This window comes from Brachybacterium sp. ACRRE (genome assembly GCF_022346485.1).
GTDB lineage: Bacteria > Actinomycetota > Actinomycetes > Actinomycetales > Dermabacteraceae > Brachybacterium > Brachybacterium halotolerans.
In genome coordinates this window covers 30743-45293 of sequence record NZ_JAKRMO010000006.1, presented here as the reverse complement: position 1 = coordinate 45293, position 14551 = coordinate 30743, and the positions used below count along the sequence as shown (strand labels likewise).

Genomic DNA, 14551 nt, shown 5'->3' with positions numbered 1-14551 from the left:
GCCGGATCCCGGAGAAGGACGATCCCGATGACGGAGCATCCCGGGGCAGGAGCGGGCGGCATCGACTGCACGAGTACGAGCACACCACCACTCCGCGCCCGGGGGATCAGACCTTGGTCGCGAATACGTCCGCCGGCGAGCGGAGGCCACGGGGCCGACGGGTCATGCGCGGGGCGCGTCGGCCGATCCTGAAGGGTGCCCGACGAGAGTGACCGGGTGGGGGCGGCGGGCGGCGCGGGCCCGGAGGACGGTCCCGGCCGGGCTCAGAAGGTCCGAGGATCCTCGGGTGCGTCGTCAGACGGGTTCCCGCGGCGGACCGGGCCCCCGGAGGCGTCCCCCTGGCCATCCGGGTCCTCGGGGGCCGATCCCTCGGAGTCTGGTCCCTGGAGATCCGAAGCCCCGTGGTCCGACTCTTCGTGGTCCGAGTCCTCGGGCGCCGACTCCTCCGTGGCCGAGACCGCGGAGCCCGACCCGGCGGGCGAGGCGGCCGAGGACGGCAGGGGAGAGGGCGCGGAGGCGAGGCCGTCGTGCACGTCCAGGGAGTGGTAGGCCGATTCGGCCTGGTCCTTCGCGATCTGCGAGAGGTCCGACTCGAGGTCGCGGAGCATTCCGCGGGCGTCCTCGATGATGACGTCGTCCTCGGCCTCGATGCCGTGCAGCAGCCAGTCGATCACCGCGAACTCGCCCACGGCATGGGCGCGCTCGAGCAGCCGCGGGTGCACGGGCGTGCCCAGGGCGTTGCGGTAGGCGGAGAACAGGTCGTCGAAGGCCTCGGCCTCGAGCGCGGAGGCGAGCCAGGCGAGATCGTCGGCCGGGTCGCCGATGCGCGCCGCGTCCCAGCCGCGCACGCCGGTGATCCTCGAGCCGTGGAAGAACAGGCTCTCCTCGGAGAGGTCTCCGTGGACGACCACGGGCCGGAGGTCCCAGAGGCCGTCGTCGGCCAGCAGGGTCTCCCAGCGCTGGAGGACGGCGGTGGGGATCGTCTCGAGCTCGCGGGCGCGGGCGAGCTGCGCGCGGTGGGCCTCGCGCAGCGCCTGCGCGGTGTACGCCTCGGCGCCGACGGTCTCGACCACGTGCGCGGGGACGCGGTGGATCCGGGCGATCACCTCTCCGAGCGAGGTGACCAGGGCGCGGTCGCGGTCCAGGAGGTCCAGCAGCAGCGGGGCGCCCTCGTGGACCTCCGTCACGGCGGCACGCCCGCCCTCGGGCAGCTTCACGGATCCGAGCACGGCGGGCACCAGGTCGCTCAGCGCGTGCTGGGCGAGGGAGCCGGAGATGCTGAGCTCCTTCTCGAGGCGCACGCCGCCGGCGGTGGTGCGCGGGCAGGTCACCAGGACCTTGCGCCCTTCCTGGCTGATGACCCCGGCGACGTCGACGTCGTCCTGAGGGGTCGGGATCGCCACGGTCCGCGCGGGCTCGAAGCCGGGGACCGAGGCGGCGGCGAAGGCTGCCAGGGAGTAGGAGTTGTGGCGCACGGATCCACCGTACCCGGCCGTCGGCTGGGAGCAGCGGCGGACACACGGTGCGTCCGCGATGCGCGCGCACGAGCTCCCGGACGCGTCGACGCTCGGGTGTGAGATGGCTCTACGCTGATCGCATGGTGCGAGTGCGCGGACCCCAGCTGCAGACCCCTCTGACCCGGCATGATCTGGATCGTGGCGCCCTGCGCCGCTCCGACCCCCACGTGCTCGACGCGGGGGAGGACGCCGTCTTCCTGGTGACCCGCTCGGGCGCGGCGAGCATGCTCGAGGACGGCGAGGGCCGTCTGTTCCCCGTCTTCGAGGAGGCCGATCCACGCGGCCACCAGAGCGCCTCCGCCGTCTACCTCGGGCAGCGCGAGGGCAGGCGCGTCATCGCCGTGGAGCTCCCCGAGCCCAGCGCCGAGCTCGACGATCCGGGCCGCGACATGCGCGACCTGCGGCGCGTGGTCGGCGACCTCGGACCCGAGGACGCCGCGCTCGCCGTCGCCGCCGTCGCGATGGGCTCCTGGCACCGCTCGATGCGCCACTGCCCCCTGTGCGGGGCGCTGCTCGAGGCGCGGCTGGGCGGATGGGTGCTGGTCTGCACCGAGGACGGCACGGAGCACTTCCCGCGCACCGATCCGGCCGTGATCATGGCGGTGCGGGACGAGCAGGACCGCCTGCTGCTGGCCCGCAACGCGAGCTTCCGCAGCGGGTTCCACTCCGTGCTCGCCGGCTTCGTCGAACCGGGGGAGACGATCGAGGCGGCCGTCGCCCGCGAGGTCGCCGAGGAGGTCTCCCTCGTCGTCGAGGAGGTCGAGTACGTCGGCTCCCAGCCCTGGCCCTTCCCGCGCTCCCTGATGCTCGCCTTCCGCGCCTGGGCGGCCGACGGCCAGGAGATCGTGCTGGCCGACGGCGAGCTCGCCTCCGCCCGCTGGTTCACGCGCGAGGAGCTCACCGCCGCGGTCGCCGCGGGCGAGATCCAGGTGCCGAACGTCGCGTCCGTCGGCCGGGCGCTCGTCGAGGACTGGTACGGCGGTCCCATCGACGAGGGCTGATCCGCGGCCGATCCGTCGACGGCGGCCGGTCGCGGCCGCTCCCGACGACGGGGCCCCGCGGTCCCTCCCCAGCGAGTCGCGGTCCACAGCGCGTGCTCGCGCGTCGGTGCGCGCTGGCAGACTGGGAGACGATGACCGCGCACCAGTCCGACACCGACACCACGGGCCCCGTGGACGAGTCCGCCCCGCCGCTCACCGCCGAGGCGGTGCTCGAGGCGCTCGACCCCGAGCAGCGGGAGGTCGCCCGCAGCTTCGACGCGCCCGTGTGCGTGCTCGCCGGCGCCGGCACCGGCAAGACGCGCGCGATCACCCACCGCATCGCCTACGGGGTGATGACGGGCCGGCTCAACCCCCGGCACGTGCTCGCGGTGACCTTCACCGCGAAGGCCGCCGCGGAGATGCGCTCGCGCCTGCGCGACCTGGGGGTGCCCGCCGTGCAGGCCCGCACGTTCCACGCCGCGGCCCTGCGCCAGCTCCGCCATTTCTGGCCGCGCGTGGTGGGCGGTCCCGTGCCCGAGATCATGGCCAACAAGTACGCGGGCGTCGCGGAGGCCTGCCAGCGCCTGCACATGAGCGTGGACCGTGCCGCCCTGCGCGACATCGTCTCCGAGGTCGAATGGTCGCGGGTCTCGATGCTCACGCCCGAGAGCTATCCCGAGGCGGCCGCGGCGACCCGTCGGCCCGGCGTCGCGGGCTTCGACTCGCGATCGATCTCCCGCATCCTCACCCAGTACGAGGAGGTGAAGAAGGAGAAGGGCGTCATCGACTTCGAGGACGTGCTGCTCCATATGGTCGGCTTCCTCACCGAGCGGCCGGACGTCGCCCGCGAGGTCCACGGCCAGTACAAGCACTTCGTGGTGGACGAGTACCAGGACGTCTCCGCCCTCCAGCACTCCCTGCTGCGCCTGTGGCTGGGGACCAGCGGCGACCTGTGCGTGGTGGGTGACGCCGCCCAGACCATCTACACGTTCGCCGGTGCGCGCGCCTCGTACCTGCTGGACTTCCCCAAGGAGTTCCGCGGGGCGCAGGTGATCCGCCTGGAGCGCAATTACCGCTCCACGCCGCAGATCGTGCGGCTGGCCAACACCGTGCTCGACGGCGCGCGCGGGCGCACGCGCGATCACCGCCTGACCCTCGCCTCCCAGCGCGCCGAGGGCCCGCCGCCGGTCATCGAGTCCTATCCCGACGACGTCGCCGAGGCCGAGGGCGTCGCCGAGCGCATCGCCGACCTCGTCTCCCAGGGGCGCAGCGCCGCGGAGACGGCCGTCCTCTTCCGCACCAACAGCCAGTCCGAGGCGGTCGAGCAGGCCCTCACCGCCCGCGGCATCGGGTACCTCGTGCGCGGGGGCGACAAGTACTTCGAGCGCCAGGAGATCCGCCGCGCCATGGTCGCGCTGCGCGCCGCCGCGCGCGTCCAGCCGGAGGACCCGGCGCGGGCCGTCCGCGACGTGGTGGGCGGGCTCGGCTGGAGCGCGCAGGCGCCGGAGACCACCGGTGCCGTGCGCGAGCGCTGGGACTCGTTGAACGCCCTGGTCGGTCTCACGGACACGATCCTCGCCCGCCCGGGCGCGACCCTCGCGGACGTGGTGCGGGAGCTCGAGGAGCGTGCCGAGGCGCAGAGCGCACCCACCGTCGACGGCGTCACCCTCGCCTCCGTCCACGCCGCCAAGGGCCTCGAATGGCCGGTCGTGTTCCTCATCGGCGCGAGCGACGGGCTGCTGCCCATCTCCATGGCGCAGACCGCCGCCGAGGTCGAGGAGGAGCGCCGCCTCTTCTACGTCGCGCTCACCCGCGCGAAGGACCTGCTGACGATCTCCTGGGCCGCCGCCCGCAGCGCGGGCTCCCGCGGCTCGCGCAAGCCCTCGCGCTTCCTCGACGGCCTGCTCCAGCCTGCCGAGAGGACTCCGGCGAAAGGGCCGCAGGCCCGCCGCACCGGCCGCCGCGGCGCGACTACCTTCAGCAGCTGCCGTGCGTGCGGCAAGAACCTGAACACCCCCGGCGAGCAGCGGCTCGGACGTCACGTCGCCTGCCCGCCGAGCCACGACGAGAGCGTGCTGGACGAGCTGCGGCTCTGGCGCCGCCAGCGCAGCGCGCAGCTCGGCGTCCCCGCCTACTCGGTGCTCACCGACGCCGCGCTCGCCGCGATCGCCGAGCGCGCACCGTCGGACCTCGATGCACTCGCGCATGTCCCCGGCGTCGGCCCGCTGAAGGGTCAGCGCTTCGGCGAGGAGCTCCTCGAGCTCCTCGCGAGCCACCGCTGACCAGTACGAAACCGCAGGTCAAAAAATAGGTGTCGCGGATCTCGAGGGCGTGTAGTCTGTTCTCGTTCATCGTCCACGACGTGGTCCGGGAGACCGGAGCGCGCGCACAGGAAGGGGGTGTCGTCAATGACCACATGGAAGACGCAGATCGAGCCGATCGGCTTCACCGGGTCCGACGCCGCCCTTCTCGCGGCGCCCGCTCTCCTGAACGAGCGGGTCTATCGACCCAAGGGGCTGACGGCTTGATCTGATCGGGACCCATCCGTCTCGATCTGCCGCCCCCTCCGGCGAGAGCGCACTGCTGCGCCCGCCCTTCCTCGACCACGACGATTTCGAAGCAGCGAGACGATGACAGACGTCCTCACCCGCAGTGACCTCACGACCATCACCGACACCCGGCACGATGCCGCGTCCTCGGCGATCCTGCCCTGCCAGGACATCGAGGCGGCAGACCTGTTCTTCTCCGAGCGCCCCGCGGACCTCGAGTCCGCGAAGGTGCTCTGCGCCGACTGCCCCCTGCGGGCGGTCTGCCTCGAGGGCGCCCTCGACCGGGGCGAGCCCTGGGGCGTCTGGGGAGGGCAGATCCTCGAGAACGGAGCCGTCATCGCGTTCAAGCGCGGACGCGGACGGCCCCGCAAGAACGCCGCCTGACAGGCGACGCGCGTGCCCGCCCGGGGACCGCGCACGGCTGCGCGCCGGCGCGCGGACGCCCCCCTCACAGCGTCAGGGGCGGCCCACCAGATGGTGGGCCGCCCCTGAGACGCGAGCGCTGGGCGCTCGCCGCAGGATCCGCGCGGAGCGGATCCCTTCGATCCTGGCTGATCAGGCCTTGCCGAGGATCCGGTTCAGCTTGGTGCCGCAGACCGGGCACACGGCCTTGGCCATGCGACGCTCGTTCGAGACGACGACGTCGCCCGTGGCCTCGCGCTTCTCGCGGCACTTCACGCAGTAGAACTCGCCGCTGTACTTCTCGTCAGCCATGTTCACTCCTTCTCTTGCCCCCGCGGCCCCGGCATCGCACATCACGGCCGGGCCCTGCGAGGTCGTCCCCGACACTGTATAGGTCCGGGAGGGCAGGGACGGAATCGACACCAGGGGGTGTCGCGAGGTGGTGTCGCAGGCCTCGGACTGCCGGACGGGTGCGCGCCGCGCGCCGTCGTCGGCGCAAAGACGCACCCCCGCGACGACGGGGGATCGCGGGGGTGCGGGAGATGCTCTGCGTCTCTCGTGGAGCCCCGGGGGCGCTCAGCATCGTGTGCACCTTCCCCGTACGCACCATGCCCGTTATCCCGGGGCTCCACTGACGTACGAAACTAGCCGCTGGCCGGGTGCGGGTCAAAGGCAGTCCAGTGGATCCGCTGTGGAAAAGCCGCCACATTGTGTGGACGGACGGTGCATGATCCGCGCCCTTCTGTGGACGACGAGAGGACGCGCGAGCACTGGGGAGGACTGACGTGCACGCTCGTCATGCACAGCTGGGGACGACACGCCGATCCCAGAATTTTTTCTGAGATCCTGTCTCCATGCCAGAGCTCACCGAGCACGAGGGGGTCCGCGGCCCACAGGGGGAGCGAGTCCTCGTGCGCCGTTCCGCCCGTCGCCGCCGCACCGTCTCCATCACCCGCCGCGAGGGCGATCTCGTGATCTCGATGCCGGCATCCTTCGGCTCCCGCCAGGAACGGCACTGGGTGCGCAGCATGATCGATCAGCTCCAGCGCAAGGAGCTCGCCCGCGGTCCCGCCCGCAGCAGCGACGAGGACCTCATGCGCCTGGCGCGCCGGCTCTCCGACGCGCACCTGGGCGGTCGCGCGCGTCCCGCCTCGGTCGCCTGGTCCACCCGCCAGCAGCACCGCTGGGGATCCTGCACCTCCTCGACGGGGGAGATCCGACTGTCCGCGCGCCTGCGCCCGATGCCCCAGCACGTGCTCGAGTACGTGCTGGTCCATGAGCTCACGCACCTGCTGGTCGACGACCATTCGGCGGAGTTCTGGGCCCTCGTGGACAACTATCCCCGCACCGCCCACGCGCGCGGATTCCTCGAGGGCGTCTCCTTCGCCCAGCAGTACGGCACCGGCGGCGGGACATGGGAGGGCCAGGGCGAGGACTCCCCGGAGCAGGGAGCGGGCAGCGCCCGCTCGTCCGGTCGGGAGACTGCGGCCGACGGCGTCGATTGATCGGCGGCGCCGGCGGACGGGACGCGATCGGGCCGACGGATCTCAGACCGAGGCGGGCCCGGTGCCCTCCGACCGCTCGGCGGCGAACTCGTCCAGGTAGGGCGCGAGTCGCGCGAGGATCTCGGGCATGTCGGAGGCGGCGTCGGCCGGCAGCGGGACGCGTCGGGAGAAGCCCCCTCGAGGGCCGTCGATCCGCGGCCAGGGGACCCACACAGGCGTGGGCGCGCCGGGCTTCTCCGCCCTCAGCGGCATCTCTGCGGCCGCGGCATCTGCGCGCAGCACGAGCACGACGTCCCAGTGACCGCCGCACGCACCGAACGTGGAGGCGAGGTCATGGGCCTCGAGGAGCGCGGGGCCCGGCCCCACCAGCTCGAGGCGCGCGTCGGCCCCCGGCCCGGTCTCTGCGCCCAGGCCGGTCTCCTCCGCGATCTCGCGACGCACCGCCGCCTCGAGCGACGCATCGGAGGCCTCGAGGTGCCCACCGGGCTGCACCCAGCAGCGGCCGCGCGCATGCCAGACGAGCGCGAGGTTCTCGGCCGGCCCGTCGAGCACGACGGCGCTCGCCGTCAGGTGCAGCGACCCGCCCTCCGCGGCCAGCGCCGGGCCGTCGCGCAGCACGGCATCGGGGATCGCCTCGAGCAGATGCACGTAGTCCGCGCGCACGGCCGGATCGATCGCGACCTCCGATGCGGCGTGCAGCTCCTCGAGAGCGCGCGCCGTGAGCGCGGGGGCCGTGGGGTCAGGAGCGCGGGTCATCGTCCGAGGGGGAGTCGTCGGGGGAGGAGCCGTCCGACACGGGGCCGTCCGACGAGGTCCCATCCGACGAGGTCCCGTCCGAGCCGTCCGCGGACCCTTCCGACCCGTCCGCGGACCCGGAATCGGCTGAGCCGGCCTCGTCGAGGAGCTTGGCGAGCTCGGCGTCGATGTCGTCGGGCAGGGCCATGGCCTCCTCGGCCTCCTCGCTCTGGCCGTCGGCCGCGAGGGCGGGCGCGTCCGTCGCGGGAGCCTGGGGACGGCCGCTGAGCACGGCCACGTCGGGCAGCAGATCGGGGTGGGCCCACTTGCCGTCGCGGGCCTGCTCGCCCTCGGTGTCCAGCACGCTCTCCCACCAGGCGAGCGCCTCGCGCACGCGGCGCGGGCGTAGCTCGATGCCCACCGTCTTGGAGAGCATCTCCTCGGCCGGCGAGCCGCTCGCGCGGCGTCGGCGCAGCACCTCGCGCAGGGCGTCGAGCTGCGGGAGCTTCCCGGCCAGGGCCTGCGAGGTCACGTGGTCGACCCAGGCCTCGACGAGCGCGAGCGTCGTCGCGAGCTCCTCGAGGGCGCGCTCCTGGGAGGCGCGGCGGGTGAAGACGAACATCTCCTCGGGCCGACGGGCCTGCAGCGCCGAGGGATCGGAGAGGTCCAGGTCGCGCACCATCTCGTCGAGCGCATCGAGGTCCAGGGTGATGCCGCGCGCGTAGTCCTCGACCGCGGAGAACAGGGCGCGCGGCAGCCAGGACGCGGAGGAGAACAGCGCGGTGTGGGCGAGCTCCCGCGCGGCCAGGAAGATCCTCGCGGCCGGCGCGTCCAGGCCGTGGGATTCCACGAGGTCGGCGACGTTCGCGGCGACCAGCGCGGGACGGCCCTCGGGGCCCAGTGGGAGGGAGAGGTCCGTGGTGCCGAAGACCTCGCGGGCGAGCGAGCCGATCGCATGGCCGAACTGCACGCCGAACAGGGTGCCGCCCATGCGCTCCATCATCTGGCCAGGGTCCCCGGGCAGCTGCAGCTCGGCCTGCTGCATCTGCGCGGTCATGGCCTCGCCGATCGCTCCGGCCATGTACTTCGCGACGGGTTCGACGATCGACTGCCAGCGCTCCTGGGTGCGGTGCAGCCAGGTGCCGCGGGTCCACACCTCGAGCGGGCGGGAGGGCAGGTCGAAGGAGATCGCATCCGCCAGCCAGAGCGAGGCGATGTTCGCCGCTTCCTCGAGCTCCTTGATCTGCTGGTCGCTCGGCGAGGGATCGCCGGGCGTGCCGCCGGGCGCCGGGGCGCCCGGCACCTGGACCGTGCCCTGCGCGGTGCGACGCGAGAGGTCCTGGGCGAGCGTCCAGTTCACGGGGCCCTCGCCCTGGGCGTTCAGCACGTGCTGCATCTGGGCGGCCGCGGCCTTGAGCATCGCCGGGTCGCTGGGGAGGTTCGCCTGCTTGGCGAGCTCGCTGAGGTCCACGCCGTCCAGGGCGCCCTCGGGGATCGCGCCGCCCAGGGCTTCCTCCAGGAAGCGGCGCAGGGCGTCGTCGTCGGGTGTCGGGTTCTCGGTCATGGGGCACCTCCGGGTGCGGCCGCCCGCGCTCTCGCGGCCGATGCGGCCTGGATCAACGTCGTGATCAGCGTACCGAGCCGGATCCAGGACGCATCGGGCGGGCATTCAGTTTCGCTCAGGGCGTCGAAGCCGCCTCCCGCTGCGCAGCGGTCCTGGCCACGGAGCGGTCAGGGCATGTGCGGCACAATGGTCCGGTGACCTCCCGCCACCCTGGACCGACGCCCGACGGCGCGCAGCCCTCGCACCCCGCCGCACCCGACGCCGGGACGGAGGCGTCCGCTGGTGAGCAGCCGGTCGGCGGGCCGTCGGCCGATGGGACGCCCGGCGGCGAACCGCGCATGGGACGCGTGACCCGGTTCCTCGGCGGCGAGGCCTTCGCCCACCCGCGGCTCGCGGCCGGCAGCCTCCTCGTGGTCTGCGCGATGCTGCTGGGCGCCATGTTCGTGCCCGTGCCCTACGTGGTCGAGCAGCCCGGACCCGCGATCGACGTCCTCGGGAAGTACGACGACAAGCAGGTGCTCTCCATCGATGGCCACAAGACCTACCCCACCGACGGGTCGCTGATGATGACCACCGTCTCGGTCGACGGCGGACCCGGCTACCCGGTGACGCCGGTCGAGGTGGTGCGCGCCTGGTTCGACCCCACCCGCTCGGTGCTGCCGCGCGAGCTCGTCTTCCCCGAGGACCAGACCGCGCAGGAGACCACGCTGGAGAACTCCGTCCAGATGAGCAGCTCCCAGCAGGAGGCCGTCGTCGTCGCGCTCGACGAGCTCGGCATCGACCACGAGGACTCCGTACAGGTCTCCGGCGTCGAGCAGGGCTCCCCGGCCGACGGTGTGCTGAAGCCCGGCGACCGCGTCCTGGCCATCGGCGGCGCGAGCGCCGACAGCGCGGAGGCCTACCGCGCGCTCGCCGCGAAGACCACGCCGGGGGGCAAGGTCTCCATGCGCGTCGAGCGCGACGGCAAGAAGCTCGACCTGCAGGTCCCCACCCGCGACGTCGACGGCAAGGCCCGCATGGGCATCGTCCTGGCCGACGGCTTCGAGTTCCCCTTCGACGTGGACCTGGGCGTGGGCGACGTGGGCGGTCCCAGCGCCGGCACCATGTTCGCCCTGTCCATCTACGACGAGCTCACCCCCGGCGCCCTCACCGGCGGTCAGGACATCGCCGGCACCGGCACCATCGACGAGAAGGGGAAGGTCGGCGCCATCGGCGGGATCCGCCAGAAGATGGTCGGCGCGCGGGACTCCGGCGCCGACTACTTCCTCGCCCCGGCCTCCAACTGCGACGAGGTCGTCGGGCACGTCCCCGACGGGCTGCAGGTGGTGAAGGTCGAGGACTTCGACGGGGCCCTGCACGCCGTGCAGACCATCGCGAAGGACCACAGCACCAAGGGCCTGCCCACCTGCGGGTGAGTGTCCGTGCACCAGCATCCGAGCACGAGCGCAGCACAGGAGAGTCGATCATGAGCAGGAAGAGGCGCGGCACCTCCGCCGCGGACCCGAAGCGGATCACCGTCGTCTTCGACTTCGGCGGCGTGCTCAGCGCCGGGCATGATCCGGTGCCCTCCGTCCACGAGCTGCTGGGCGGGGACGCCGAGGCGGTCGGGGAGGCGCTCTGGGAGCATCGCGGCGACTACGACGCGGGTCGCATCGACGCCGCCGAGTACTGGGGCCGGGTGGCCGCCGCCGCGGGCATCGAGAACCTCACCGAGACCGAGGTGCGCGAGCTGCAGAGCGCGGACAACCGCTACTTCCTGCAGCTCGACCAGCGCTCGCGCGAGCTGCTCCACGACCTCGCTCGCAACGGGATGCGGATGGCGGTGCTGTCCAACGCCTCGGCCGCCTTCGGCGAGGACGTGCGCCGCGCCGACTGGTTCGAGGCCTTCACCCTGGCCGTGATCTCCGCGGAGGAGGAGGTCGTCAAGCCGGACGCGGAGATCTACCGGATCCTGCTGGACGTCCTCGCCCACGAGACCGGGGGAGTGGCCCGCCCCGGCGACGTCGTGTTCTTCGACGACCGCGCCGAGAACGTGGAGGCGGCGCGCGCACTCGGGATCGACGCGCACCTGTGGCCTCGCAACGGCGAGGACAGCGCCGCCGAGCACGGCGCGGAGATGGCTCGGCGCGTGCTCGAGGGGCGCGGAGTCCCGCTGTCCTGACGAGCGGGCCGAGATCCGGGTCCGCGGTCCGGGGCCGCGGTCCGTCCAGCCGCGTTGCTATGTTCGAGGCATGGGCAGACGGGATGCGGCGGTGGAGCTGGCGGCGAACGTCGTGGTGCCGATCAGCGATCGCGATGACGGTGCTTGATCCAACGCACGTAGGCCAGGCGCTCGGCGAGGGCGAAGACGATCACGATGACGACCGCCGGGACACCGGTGACACCGATCGCCGTGAGGATCGCGATCACGACGATCTCGAGGCCGACGAGCGCCGCGATCGCGGCGACGGTCCCTGCGGTGGTGCTTCGCATGCGTGCTTCCCTCGTCTCCGACCCGTGCTGATGCCAGCAGAACGCTAGCCGCCCGGGAGACGGCGCGGCAGACCGCCGATGGTGGGAGGCGGGCCATCCCCCGTTCGGGGGAGGGTCGGAGCACGGCGGTGGCGAGGCAGGCCGATGGGGCCGGTTCCCTCCATCGCCGACGCTGGCCCGCCGTGAACCCGCGACCCCCCCGACGCGCGGCTGCTGGGCAGGGCGGGTACCCTGGTGAGGGCATCCAGGGGCTCGACCGCGCACATCCGCGCGCCCGTCGGGCCCGGGAATTCCAGGGACCACCTCACCACCGCACGCGCACGCCGGTGCACACCGGCCCGCACCGTGGCGATATCGACCGTCTACCAGGGAGAACAGCTTGGCAGAGTTCATCTACACCATGTACAAGGCCCGCAAGGCCGTGGGCGACAAGGTCATCCTCGACGACGTCACCATGAGCTTCTACCCGGGCGCGAAGATCGGCATGGTCGGCCCCAACGGCGCCGGCAAGTCCACGATCCTCAAGATCATGGCCGGCCTCGACCAGCCCTCCAACGGCGAGGCGCGTCTGAGCCCTGGCTACAGCGTCGGCATCCTGCTGCAGGAGCCGCCGCTGGACGAGTCCAAGACCGTCCTGGAGAACGTCCAGGAGGGCCTGGGCGACCTGTTCCGCAAGGTCCAGCGCTTCAACGCGATCGGCGAGGAGATGGGCCAGCCCGACGCGGACTTCGACGCCCTCATGGAGGAGATGGGCAAGCTCCAGACCGAGATCGACAACGCCAACGGCTGGGATCTCGACTCGCAGCTCGAGCAGGCGATGGACGCCCTGCGCTGCCCTCCCGGCGACGAGAAGGTCACCCACCTCTCCGGGGGTGAGAAGCGCCGCGTCGCGCTGTGCAAGCTGCTCCTGGAGAAGCCCGACCTGCTGCTGCTGGACGAGCCCACCAACCACCTCGACGCCGAGAGCGTGCTCTGGCTCGAGAACCACCTCCAGCAGTACGAGGGCGCCGTCATCGCCGTCACCCACGACCGTTACTTCCTGGACCACGTCGCCCAGTGGATCGCCGAGGTCGACCGCGGCCACCTCTACCCCTACGAGGGCAACTACTCCACCTACCTGGAGAAGAAGGAGGAGCGCCTGGCCGTCCAGGGCAAGAAGGACGCGAAGCTCGCCAAGCGCCTCAAGGACGAGCTCGAGTGGGTGCGGTCCTCCGCCAAGGGCCGGCAGACGAAGTCCAAGGCGCGTCTGGCCCGCTACGAGGAGATGGCCGCCGAGGCCGAGCGCACGCGCAAGCTCGACTTCGAGGAGATCACCATCCCGCCGGGCCCGCGTCTGGGCACCAAGGTCATCGAGGCCGAGGACCTCAAGAAGGGCTTCGGCGAGCGCCTGCTCATCGACGGGCTCAGCTTCTCGCTGCCCCCGAACGGCATCGTCGGCGTCATCGGCCCGAACGGCGTCGGCAAGACGACCCTGTTCAAGACGATCGTGGGCCTGGAGCCGCTGGACGGCGGCGACCTCGAGGTCGGACAGAGCGTCAAGATCAGCTACGTCGACCAGAACCGCGAGAACATCGACCCGGAGAAGAACCTCTGGGAGGTCGTCTCCGACGGCCTCGACTTCATCCAGGTCGGCAAGGTCGAGATCCCCTCGCGCGCCTACGTCAGCCAGTTCGGCTTCAAGGGCCCCGACCAGCAGAAGAAGGCCGGTGTGCTCTCCGGTGGCGAGCGCAACCGCCTGAACCTCGCGCTCACCCTCAAGCAGGGCGGCAACGTGCTCCTGCTCGACGAGCCGACGAACGACCTGGACGTTCAGACCCTCGGCTCGCTCGAGAACGCCCTGCTGGAGTTCCCGGGCTGCGCCGTCGTGGTCTCGCACGACCGCTGGTTCCTCGACCGCGTCGCCACGCACATCCTGGCCTACGAGGGCACCGAGGAGGACCCCGCGAACTGGTACTGGTTCGAGGGCAACTTCGAGGCCTACGAGAAGAACAAGGTCGAGCGCCTGGGCGAGGAGGCCGCACGGCCTCACCGCGTGACCCACCGCCGCCTGACCCGCTGAGTCCGGTCGGGTCGGCAGGATCCGAGCCGACGACCCGACCGCCCCAGCATGCACGACGCCCCCTGCAGATCGCTCTGCAGGGGGCGTCGTGCATGCGTCGCGAGTGCGCCGGGCACGCGTCAGCCCAGGTGTCGACCCACCCGGTGCTCGAGGGTCGCGCGGACCATCGGCCAGTCGCGGGCGAGCACGCTGAACTGGGCGGTGTCGCGCACGATCCCGAAGCGGTCACGGGAATCCGCGCGGAGGATGCCCTCGAGCTCCGCCCCCAGGCGCTCGATCGCCGCGCGGGACTGCTGGTTCGCCCGGTGGGTGCGGAAGCGCACCGCCTCCACCTCCCACTGCTCGAAGGCGTGGGCGAACAGCAGCAGCTTCGAATCGGGGTTCGTGCCGGTGCCGTGGACGGAGGCGCGGTTCCAGGTCGAGCCGATCTCCACGCGCGGCACCGAAGGGTCGATGTTCATGAACGTGGTCATCCCCAGCACCAGGCCGTCGGCCCGCCGGATCGTCGTGAACGGCAGCATCGTGCCCTCCTCGCGCAGCGCGAGACGCCTGTCGATCTCCTCGGCCATGTCCTCGGGGCGGGGGACCGTGGTGTACCAGGTGGACCACAGCTCGCCGTCGGCCACCGCGTCCTGCAGTCCCGCGAGGTGATCGTGGCTCAGCGGCACGAGATCCACGAGCCGCCCGTGCAGGGTGAGGGTCGGAAGCGGAAGCGGGATCGACATGAAAGGGGCTCCTTCGGGGACGGGCGGCCGGGGGTCGGGAAGC

At 72.2% G+C, this 14551-nt stretch carries 13 protein-coding genes; 7 read left to right on the top strand and 6 right to left on the bottom strand.

What is annotated here, in order from left to right; genetic code table 11:
* Positions 1–263: 263 nt before the first annotated feature.
* A complete protein-coding gene (locus MHY49_RS02935) occupies positions 264–1475 on the bottom strand; it encodes a phosphotransferase (protein ID WP_239202463.1) in 1212 nt (403 codons plus the stop codon).
* 122 nt (positions 1476–1597) lie between these two features.
* On the opposite strand from MHY49_RS02935, the gene nudC reads away from it, so the two are divergent.
* The 3 genes from nudC (at position 1598) to MHY49_RS02920 (ending at position 5430) form a co-directional block, all read left to right on the top strand.
* Positions 1598–2518 carry an NAD(+) diphosphatase gene (nudC, locus tag MHY49_RS02930; protein WP_239202461.1) on the top strand — a complete coding sequence of 307 codons (921 nt, stop codon included), beginning with the start codon at positions 1598–1600 and terminating at the stop codon, positions 2516–2518.
* 131 nt (positions 2519–2649) lie between these two features.
* The gene (locus tag MHY49_RS02925; RefSeq protein ID WP_239202451.1) at positions 2650–4779 is read left to right on the top strand and encodes an ATP-dependent DNA helicase UvrD2; all 2130 of its coding nucleotides are present in this window, start codon (positions 2650–2652) and stop codon (positions 4777–4779) included.
* A 348-nt stretch (positions 4780–5127) separates the two neighbouring features.
* On the top strand, positions 5128–5430 hold the full coding sequence (locus tag MHY49_RS02920; protein WP_255719208.1) for a WhiB family transcriptional regulator: 303 nt from the start codon (positions 5128–5130) through the stop codon (positions 5428–5430).
* Positions 5431–5601: 171 nt separating this feature from the next.
* Here the strand turns inward: MHY49_RS02920 and MHY49_RS02915 are convergent, their stop codons facing one another.
* Positions 5602–5760, bottom strand: a complete 159-nt coding sequence (locus MHY49_RS02915; protein WP_193636287.1) for a DUF5679 domain-containing protein — start codon at positions 5758–5760, stop codon at positions 5602–5604.
* A 542-nt stretch (positions 5761–6302) separates the two neighbouring features.
* Between MHY49_RS02915 and MHY49_RS02910 the strand changes: the two genes are divergently transcribed.
* Positions 6303–6953: a M48 family metallopeptidase gene (locus MHY49_RS02910; protein ID WP_239202449.1), complete on the top strand. Its 651-nt coding sequence runs from the start codon at positions 6303–6305 to the stop codon at positions 6951–6953.
* A 42-nt stretch (positions 6954–6995) separates the two neighbouring features.
* Here MHY49_RS02910 and MHY49_RS02905 read toward each other — a convergent pair whose 3' ends face one another.
* Together MHY49_RS02905 and MHY49_RS02900 are read right to left on the bottom strand one after the other, a co-directional pair.
* Positions 6996–7709, bottom strand: a complete 714-nt coding sequence (locus MHY49_RS02905; RefSeq protein ID WP_239202447.1) for an NUDIX domain-containing protein — start codon at positions 7707–7709, stop codon at positions 6996–6998.
* Positions 7693–9252 carry a zinc-dependent metalloprotease gene (locus MHY49_RS02900; RefSeq protein WP_239202445.1) on the bottom strand — a complete coding sequence of 520 codons (1560 nt, stop codon included), beginning with the start codon at positions 9250–9252 and terminating at the stop codon, positions 7693–7695. The genes MHY49_RS02905 and MHY49_RS02900 overlap by 17 nt, the downstream gene beginning before the upstream one ends.
* Before the next feature lie 194 nt (positions 9253–9446).
* On the opposite strand from MHY49_RS02900, the gene MHY49_RS19170 reads away from it, so the two are divergent.
* The gene (locus MHY49_RS19170) at positions 9447–10667 is read left to right on the top strand and encodes a PDZ domain-containing protein (protein WP_370645957.1); all 1221 of its coding nucleotides are present in this window, start codon (positions 9447–9449) and stop codon (positions 10665–10667) included.
* Between the two features lie 50 nt (positions 10668–10717).
* Positions 10718–11413 carry an HAD family phosphatase gene (locus MHY49_RS02880; protein ID WP_239202443.1) on the top strand — a complete coding sequence of 232 codons (696 nt, stop codon included), beginning with the start codon at positions 10718–10720 and terminating at the stop codon, positions 11411–11413.
* A 122-nt stretch (positions 11414–11535) separates the two neighbouring features.
* Here the strand turns inward: MHY49_RS02880 and MHY49_RS02875 are convergent, their stop codons facing one another.
* A complete protein-coding gene (locus MHY49_RS02875) occupies positions 11536–11724 on the bottom strand; it encodes a hypothetical protein (RefSeq protein ID WP_239202441.1) in 189 nt (62 codons plus the stop codon).
* A gap of 379 nt (positions 11725–12103) precedes the next feature.
* Here MHY49_RS02875 and ettA point away from each other — a divergent pair, with 379 nt between their 5' ends.
* Entirely contained in the window at positions 12104–13783 is a 1680-nt protein-coding gene (ettA, locus tag MHY49_RS02870) for an energy-dependent translational throttle protein EttA (RefSeq protein WP_239202439.1), read from the top strand.
* Between the two features lie 119 nt (positions 13784–13902).
* Here the strand turns inward: ettA and MHY49_RS02865 are convergent, their stop codons facing one another.
* On the bottom strand, positions 13903–14508 hold the full coding sequence (locus MHY49_RS02865) for a GNAT family N-acetyltransferase (protein ID WP_239202437.1): 606 nt from the start codon (positions 14506–14508) through the stop codon (positions 13903–13905).
* Between the last annotated feature and the right edge of the window lie 43 nt (positions 14509–14551).

What these genes read in the sequence shown, in the direction of transcription:
- MHY49_RS02905 (WP_239202447.1), bottom strand. Translation starts at nt 7,709, where the DNA reads ATGACCCGCGCTCCTGACCCCACGGCCCCCGCGCTCACGGCGCGCGCT.
- MHY49_RS02875 (WP_239202441.1), bottom strand. Translation starts at nt 11,724, where the DNA reads ATGCGAAGCACCACCGCAGGGACCGTCGCCGCGATCGCGGCGCTCGTC.
- MHY49_RS02925 (WP_239202451.1), top strand. Translation starts at nt 2,650, where the DNA reads ATGACCGCGCACCAGTCCGACACCGACACCACGGGCCCCGTGGACGAG.
- MHY49_RS02880 (WP_239202443.1), top strand. Translation starts at nt 10,718, where the DNA reads ATGAGCAGGAAGAGGCGCGGCACCTCCGCCGCGGACCCGAAGCGGATC.
- MHY49_RS02900 (WP_239202445.1), bottom strand. Translation starts at nt 9,252, where the DNA reads ATGACCGAGAACCCGACACCCGACGACGACGCCCTGCGCCGCTTCCTG.
- nudC (WP_239202461.1), top strand. Translation starts at nt 1,598, where the DNA reads ATGGTGCGAGTGCGCGGACCCCAGCTGCAGACCCCTCTGACCCGGCAT.
- MHY49_RS02915 (WP_193636287.1), bottom strand. Translation starts at nt 5,760, where the DNA reads ATGGCTGACGAGAAGTACAGCGGCGAGTTCTACTGCGTGAAGTGCCGC.
- MHY49_RS02865 (WP_239202437.1), bottom strand. Translation starts at nt 14,508, where the DNA reads ATGTCGATCCCGCTTCCGCTTCCGACCCTCACCCTGCACGGGCGGCTC.
- MHY49_RS02920 (WP_255719208.1), top strand. Translation starts at nt 5,128, where the DNA reads ATGACAGACGTCCTCACCCGCAGTGACCTCACGACCATCACCGACACC.
- MHY49_RS02910 (WP_239202449.1), top strand. Translation starts at nt 6,303, where the DNA reads ATGCCAGAGCTCACCGAGCACGAGGGGGTCCGCGGCCCACAGGGGGAG.